Below are 6,747 nucleotides of genomic sequence, written 5' to 3' on the forward strand. Positions count from 1 at the left end.
GTATATTTCTTGGCGTCGGCCGCTCGTATCTCCTGGGGAGGCGGGCCGGCTTCGGTACGTCGCACCGGGGGGAGGGGGGGGCGGCGGGGGTGCTGCGGGCATCCCGTGCCCCCGGATCCTGCCACCGCGCATCGAGGTCAGGGGAGGTCCTACGGTGAACAGTCGTCTGCGTGCGCAGGTCGTGATCGTGGGGGGAGGCCCGGTCGGCATGCTGCTGGCGGCCGAGTTGGGGGACTACGGGGTGAGTACCGTCCTGTTGGAGGCGCGGGCGTCGGTGTCGGAGCGTCCCAAGGCCTCTGTGGTGCACGCCAGGGCGTTGCAGGGGCTCGTTAGGCGGGGGTATTTCGGTGAGATGGTGCCCAGGGGTGCCGCGGCCGGTGTGGTCGAGGCTCCGTTCCGGTTCGCCGGCATACCCGGTCTGTCGATCTGTGCGCCGGCCTCCGAGCCCGGTCCCGTGCTGAGACGTCCGCAGGCCGATCTTGAGCGTCTGTTCGAGCGGCGGGCGCGGGCGGCGGGTGTGCGGGTGCTGCGGGGGCACCGGGTGAGCGAGGTCGCCCAGGACCGGGAGGGTGTCCGGGTCGCGGCGGTGGGGCCCTTGGGGCGTGTGGAGTGCACCGCCCGGTACGTGGTGGGCGCGGACGGGGGGCGCAGTACGGTCCGGGACCTGGCGGGAATCCCCGCACGGGCCTACGGTGCCACGGCGTCCGGGCTGGCGGGTGTGGTGACGTTGGAGGACCCGGAGGATCTGCCGTCGGGCTGGCACAGCACCCCGCGCGGCTGGACCGTCGTGCGGCACATGCCGGGCGCGGGCACGCACGTCAAGACCCTCGACTGTTCCGGTGCCCATCCCGACCGGCGTCTGGAGCCCACTGCGGCGGAACTGCGCGCGGAGCTCGCCCGGATCACCGGCAAGGAGATCGCTTTCCGGGAGCCGCGCTGGCTCAGCCGGTTCAGTGATTTCGCCCAGCTCGCGTGCTCGTACCGTTTCGGGAAGGTGTTCTTGGCGGGGGATGCGGCGCACATGCATTTCCCGGTCGGCGCCCAGGGTTTGAGCACCGGTCTGCAGGATGCCCTCAATCTGGGCTGGAAGCTGGCGTACGTGGTGCGGCGACTGGCGCCGGAGGGCCTGCTCGACACCTATGACGCGGAGCGCCGGCCGGTCGCCGGGCGTGTCATCGACAACACTCGGGCGCAGCTGGCTCTGATGCGCCGGGGGCCCGACACCGAGGCTCTGCAGGCCCTGTTCGCCGGAGTGGTGGCGGCCGACCGGGTGAGCCGGCACCTCAGCGATCTGATCAGCGGGCAGGACGTGGTCCTTCCCCGCCGTACCCGGCAGTCCTCCCCCTGGGAGGGAAGGTTTCTGCAGAATGTGTCCCTGCGGACCGCCGGGGGCCGGCGGGACGTGATCGCACTGCTGCGGGCCGGCAGACCGCTGCTCCTCGTCTTCGGTGAGGCGGACGGCAGCCACCTGGCACAGGCCCGGCACTGGTCGCAGGTGGTGAGCACGGTCCGTGCCGAGCCCACCCCCCGGATCCCGTGTGAGGCGCTGCTGGTGCGGCCGGACGGATACGTCGCCTGGGCCTGCGCGCCGGGCGGAGACCGCCTTCAGGACGTGCTGGAGCTGTACTTCGGCGCCTGCCCGGGCCGGCCCGTGCAGCAGCCGGCCGTGGCGGCGGGCGCGGGGGCGCTCAGCTGACGGCGGCCGCGGGCTGCCTGTCCTGCAGGCGCAGGATCTCCTCGTAGACCTTTTTGCCGCGTGACTCGGACAGTTCCAGCAGGGCCACCACGGAGGGCACGCCGATGCCGGGGAACAGATGACGCAGCAGCTCCGACGTCCTGGGCCGCAGGTCCCGGTAGTCGCTGACGACCTGGGACATGTACTGCACGCCCGCGAAGGTGCTCACCACGACGTCGGCGGTCACCGAGGGCACGATGTGGGGCAGCAGCTCGTCCTGGGCCTGTGCCTTGTCCAGCAGTTCCCGGCAGACGCCGCTCCAGCGCACGAAGGGCCCGCTGCGGTCCAGTCCCTCCGCGTGCTGGTCCATGCTCAGCCGTACGCCCGCGCGCACCATCGGGTCGGACTGCAGGCGGTAGGCGTGCAGCAGCACCACGTCCGCCAGCTGCTGCAGCTTGCGCTCGCGGTCGGGGACCACGAGCTGCTGGTCCTGCTCGTTCAGCACCCCCTGGGCCAGGTGCTCCTTCGAACCGAAGTGGAAGTACAGGGCGCCCTTGGTCACGCCGGCGGTGCTGAGTATCTCGGCGATGGTCGCGGCCTGGTAGCCGCGTTCCTCGAAGACCTTCGCCGCTGCCTGGAGGATTGTCCTGCGCGTGCGGATCGCCCGATCCTGTTTCGCCACGTGGTGCTCCTCCTGCTTCTCGAAGATCACATCGACCGGCGGGGCGGGCCGGCCCCCTCAAAAAAACCGCCCAGTTCGTATCTTACAACCGGTGGTGTGCGCCGCCTCAAGACGTCCCGCTCGGCGGCACACGCTCCGGTGCCTTGAACCCAAGGAGCCCGAGGAGGAGGACATCGGTGATTCTCGTGACAGGCGCCACCGGAACCCTGGGGCGGGAGGTGCTCAAGAAACTGCCCGCCGGCCTTTCGTTGCGGGTCCTGGTCCGGGACCCCTCGCGTCTGGGGGAGGCGGCCCACAAGGCCGAGATCGTGGCCGGCGACTACGGCGACCCCCGCTCGCTCGACCGCGCCCTGCGGGGAGTGAGCCGCGCGTTCCTGCTCACCTGCCGGGTGGGCGGTGACGACGACGCGCGCTTCCTGCGCGCCGCGCGGTCGGCGGGCGTACGGCACGTGGTCAAGGTCTCCGCGGCCGCCGTCGAGGACGAGGGCGCGCACGACCTCATCACCCGCTGGCAGCGCACCAACGAGCAGTTGCTTTTCGGCAGCGGCATCCGGTGGACGCTGCTGCGCCCGCGCGCCTTCATGTCCAACACCCTGTCCTGGGCGGCGTCCATCGCCTCCGAAGGGGTCGTACGCGCCCTGTGCGGCACGTCGCCCAACGCGTGCGTCGACCCGCGGGATGTCGCGGCCGCGGCGGTGCGCGCGCTGACCGAGGACGGGCACGAGGGGCAGATCCACACCCTGACCGGGCCGGAGCCGATCAGCGCGGTGGAGCAGACGGCCCGGCTCGGCCGGCTGCTGGGCCGCCCCTTGCGGTTCGAGGAACTGTCCCCGCAGCGGGCGCGCGTCCTGCTGGGCGCACGCCATCCCGCGGCGGTCGTCGAGGCGTTGCTGACGGCGGCGGAACGACAGCGGGCGGGGGCCAAGGCGGGCGTGACGGACACCGTCCTGCGCCTGACCGGCCGCCCGGCCCGGCCCTTCGGGACGTGGGCCGAGGACCACCTCGCGGCCTTCGCAGCGGTACCGCGGTAGGCCGGTCCGTTGCGGATCCACGCCGCCCGGGCCCTGCCAAGGGGCGCGGCCCGGGCGGTCCGTGGACAGGAGGCCCTACGAGCCCGCCGGCCTGGTGGCCCGGGCGGACCGGTCGCGGCCGGCCCCGATGCCCGTGCCGGACATTTCCGGGGTGGATGCGGCCGGCCCGCGGCAGCTGCGCCAACGCACCCGTTCCGGGGGGATCGTCCACCTCGCGGTGAGCCCGGCCCGGCCCGTGACCTGGGGATCGTCGACGAGGCGGTCGCCCGTCCGGGCAGGGCCCCCGGCCGTCACGCGCGCCGGTGAGCGGCAGGGGGCCGGCACCCCTGTCGGAACACACCTGGCGGCCACCGCCGCCCGACGCGCCCGGGAGGTGCTCCCCGGACCTCGCGCACCGCGTCCGCACCCGTGCCGTCCAGGGTGTGTTGCGAAAGTCCCGTCCGGCCCGCGACGCCTGGCACGGCACCTCGCCGCGTTGCCCGGGCTCGTCCGCGTACGCCCCGTACGCGGACGACCCTCCGCCGTGCGATGCACCGCGCCGGACGCCGCGATCCCCGCCCTCCGGGCGGAGGACGCTGCTTTCGAAACACGCCCCAGGACGGCCCCCTCCTCTGCGCCGGCACCGCACGCCCGGCCGCCGCCGCTGGTACTCACCGCGGCAACCACCGCAAGGCCAGGGCGCTGCGCGCACGGCACCCCGAGGAAGGATGACCGTCATGCCCCAGGACTCACCAGGGACGCCGGCCGGCAGACCGAGTGTGTCCGGGACGTCGTCACCGGCCCCGCAGGTATCACTTTCTGGCTCGGCCCGGGTGCGGTCCTCGCCCCGGCCCACCGCACCGCGGCCGGCAGACCGAGTGTGTCCGGGACGTCCTCACCGGCCTCGCGGGTATCACTTTCTGGCTCGGCCCGGGTGTGGTCCTCGCCCCGGCCCCCCGCACCGCGGCCGGCAGACCGAGTGTCCGGGAGGTCGTCACCGGCTCCGCGGGTATCACTTTCTGGCTCGGCCCGGGTGTGGTCCTCGCCCCGGCCCACCGCACCCCCCTGCCGGAGGGCCGAAGGGGTGACGGGCGAGGTGCGCGGCTGCCGCCCCGCGGGCCGCATCCGCGTCACCCACGCCGCCACGACGGTCCAGGCCGCCCTCGGACCGGTGGCCGGCGGGGTCCCCTACGATGCTCTGCTTGCGCCAGGAGCACCTGGCGGGCGCCGGGGAGCGCGTGCAGGGCCGCGCCGCGCACCGGCGGCAGGTCATGGACCGGGCCGCCACCGCTCTCGGCGGGCAGGAGAAGCCGCGCCGGCGGCCGGCCGGCACGGCGCCCCGGGGCCTCCGGCCCCCTAGAGCGCCTCGGCGTCTGCGGCCGTTGGGGCTTCCCCTCCGCCCGGGCCGGCCGGGGCCGTCCCGGGCGCCCGGTCAGTCGGACGCTGCCGTCAGCGTCGCGCGGAAGGCGGGCTGGTCGTCCTGCAAGCCTGTGACGAGGATCGTCTCCGTGTCGCCGGGCGCGGCCTGGGGCAGGCGTACGGCGTCGATCAGGCAGGGCATGTCCAGCTCCACGTATTTTTCGAACTCGCAGTCGAGGACCTGCGGCAGGAACGCGGGCCGGCCGAGCTTCGCGGTCGCCGCCTGCCGGGCGGCCTCGAGGAGGGCCATGCCGGGGACGTGGTCGACCTGGTGGTCGAAGAGGATGGGGTGGCGGGTGTCCGCGCGCAGGAGCCAGCGGTCCGGTTCGCCGGGGGGGGAGAGGACCACATCGGTGGGCGAGAAGCGCCCCACGGTCTCCGGGGCCACCGGGGCCGTCAGCGGCAGGGGGCTGAAGCCGGCCTCCAGCACCCGCGGCGGACGCAGCCGCCGGTACACGGCCGGGGTGATGACGGTGAAGGAGATGCGCCCCGACGCGGTGAGCCGGCCTTCGCGCCGCACCGTGGTCTCGTAGCACATGCCGGTCAGCCGGTGACCGCGTCGCCTGACCTTCGTACAGACCACGTCGATGTCCAGCGCGGCCGGTGCGTGGCCGATGCGCAGCGCGTCGGGGTGGACCGTGAGGGCGAGCTTCTCCATGAGGAACTGATGGCCGAAGGGGACGCCGAACTCGGCGTGGGAGAGCAGGGAACCGGCCTGGCGGATCGTTTCAGCGGCGATCAGCGGGTCGTGGTGCGTTCCGTTGACGGGGGTGAAGAAGCTGTGTCCCCGCGGCCACTGCGCGGACAGCGTGAAGCGGGTGTCGTCCAGGCGCTGCCAGCCGGTGAGCATGACCTCGGCGACGGCTGCGCGGTGCACCAGCTCCCTGGGGACCGTCATGGTCAGGCGGCTGGGCAGCAGGGTGGCTGCCGGGAAGGGTGACTGAGCGGCCTGGACCGTCGTCTGCGCGATCGACGGGCCTTCCACCTGGAACGTGCTCGCGGTCATCGCTCCTCCTGGACGCGATCGGAGATGAGGTGGCGGAGAGAAAAAATAAGGGCCAACCGGTTTTTGCTCCAGAGGAACACAAGCCTCCGCACCGGTTGGTGCGCGGCTTCGGTTCCTGACCGGGCGCACGGCCGGGCGCGGCCCGTCCGCGCCGCTCCGTTCCTCCAGCTCACACCCGCGATGCCGGATCAAGCCGCTCCAACCGCCCGCCCCGGCGCCCTTCGAGCGGCGTTCGAGCGGCTCTGTAGCGGCGTGCCGCAGGGTGATCGCAACCGAGAGGAGCGGACATGGGCGCAGCGGACGTCATCCCCGTCGAGCTACGGGTGGAGCGCGGACAGGCGGACGACGACGAACTGGCCGCGGTGGCCGTCGTGCTGTGCTCGGTGCTGGCGGCCGGCCGCACGGCCGCCTCCCGCCGGAAGGCTCCGCCCGCCGGCGGCGCCCCGTCGTGGCGCTGTCCCGAGCACGCGGATGCGCGGTGGCGCTCCCCGCACTCCTGGCGCTAGGGCGTGCCGGACCGCCGCGCGGCAGACGGGACTTGTGCGGACACGGCCCGGGCCGGGTCCGCGTGCCGGCGCCGCCTGCCCGAGCCGCACGGGACCCCGCAGGGCCGGGCCTTTCCGGCCGTGGCCGGAAAGGCGCTTTTTCCAGGGCTGATTCATGCGCGCGCCCCCTTTGAGCCTTGTAAACCGCACGCGCGGTTTATTAATCTGGGTGCAGTTCGGTCGCGCTCATGAGGGAGGGAGGCATCGTGACAGTCCTCAATGACATTCCCCGAACGGCGGCCGAACCGTCGGACGCGCGCGGGCGGGTCGCCGAACTGCACGGGATCCGTGCGCAGGCGGTGGCGGGTCCCGGCGAGAAGGCGACCGCGGCCCAGCACGCCAAGGGCAAGCTGACCGCGCGGGAGCGGATCGAACTGCTCCTGGACCCGGGCTCCTTCCACGAGGTCGAG

Annotated in this window: 6 protein-coding genes; 4 read left to right on the top strand and 2 right to left on the bottom strand. The window is 73.4% G+C overall.

The window, feature by feature from the left end:
* Window positions 1–154 precede the first annotated feature (154 nt).
* Complete coding sequence (locus GV126_RS34640; protein WP_159675281.1) at window positions 155–1,696, top strand: FAD-dependent monooxygenase; 1,542 nt, start codon at window positions 155–157, stop codon at window positions 1,694–1,696.
* Here GV126_RS34640 and GV126_RS34645 read toward each other — a convergent pair.
* Window positions 1,689–2,357 (bottom strand): ScbR family autoregulator-binding transcription factor, encoded by a 669-nt coding sequence (locus GV126_RS34645; protein WP_159675283.1) that lies wholly within the window; start codon window positions 2,355–2,357, stop codon window positions 1,689–1,691. The two genes, GV126_RS34640 and GV126_RS34645, sit on opposite strands and share 8 nt — an antisense overlap.
* A 176-nt stretch (window positions 2,358–2,533) precedes the next feature.
* Here GV126_RS34645 and GV126_RS34650 point away from each other — a divergent pair, with 176 nt between their 5' ends.
* Window positions 2,534–3,388 carry an NAD(P)H-binding protein gene (locus GV126_RS34650; protein ID WP_159675285.1) on the top strand — a complete coding sequence of 285 codons (855 nt, stop codon included), beginning with the start codon at window positions 2,534–2,536 and terminating at the stop codon, window positions 3,386–3,388.
* Window positions 3,389–4,799: 1,411 nt separating this feature from the next.
* On the opposite strand, the gene GV126_RS34655 is transcribed toward GV126_RS34650, so the two are convergent.
* On the bottom strand, window positions 4,800–5,792 hold the full coding sequence (locus GV126_RS34655; protein ID WP_159675287.1) for a ScbA/BarX family gamma-butyrolactone biosynthesis protein: 993 nt from the start codon (window positions 5,790–5,792) through the stop codon (window positions 4,800–4,802).
* A gap of 287 nt (window positions 5,793–6,079) precedes the next feature.
* Here GV126_RS34655 and GV126_RS34660 point away from each other — a divergent pair, with 287 nt between their 5' ends.
* Window positions 6,080–6,298, top strand: coding sequence for an acyl-CoA carboxylase subunit epsilon (locus GV126_RS34660; protein ID WP_159675289.1), 219 nt, complete (start codon window positions 6,080–6,082; stop codon window positions 6,296–6,298).
* Between the two features lie 227 nt (window positions 6,299–6,525).
* The coding region (locus tag GV126_RS34665; protein WP_438947890.1) for a carboxyl transferase domain-containing protein at window positions 6,526–6,747 on the top strand (222 nt) is incomplete at its 3' end.

Source organism: Streptomyces mexicanus, from assembly GCF_902506575.1.
Classification (GTDB): Bacteria; Actinomycetota; Actinomycetes; order Streptomycetales; family Streptomycetaceae; genus Streptomyces; species Streptomyces mexicanus.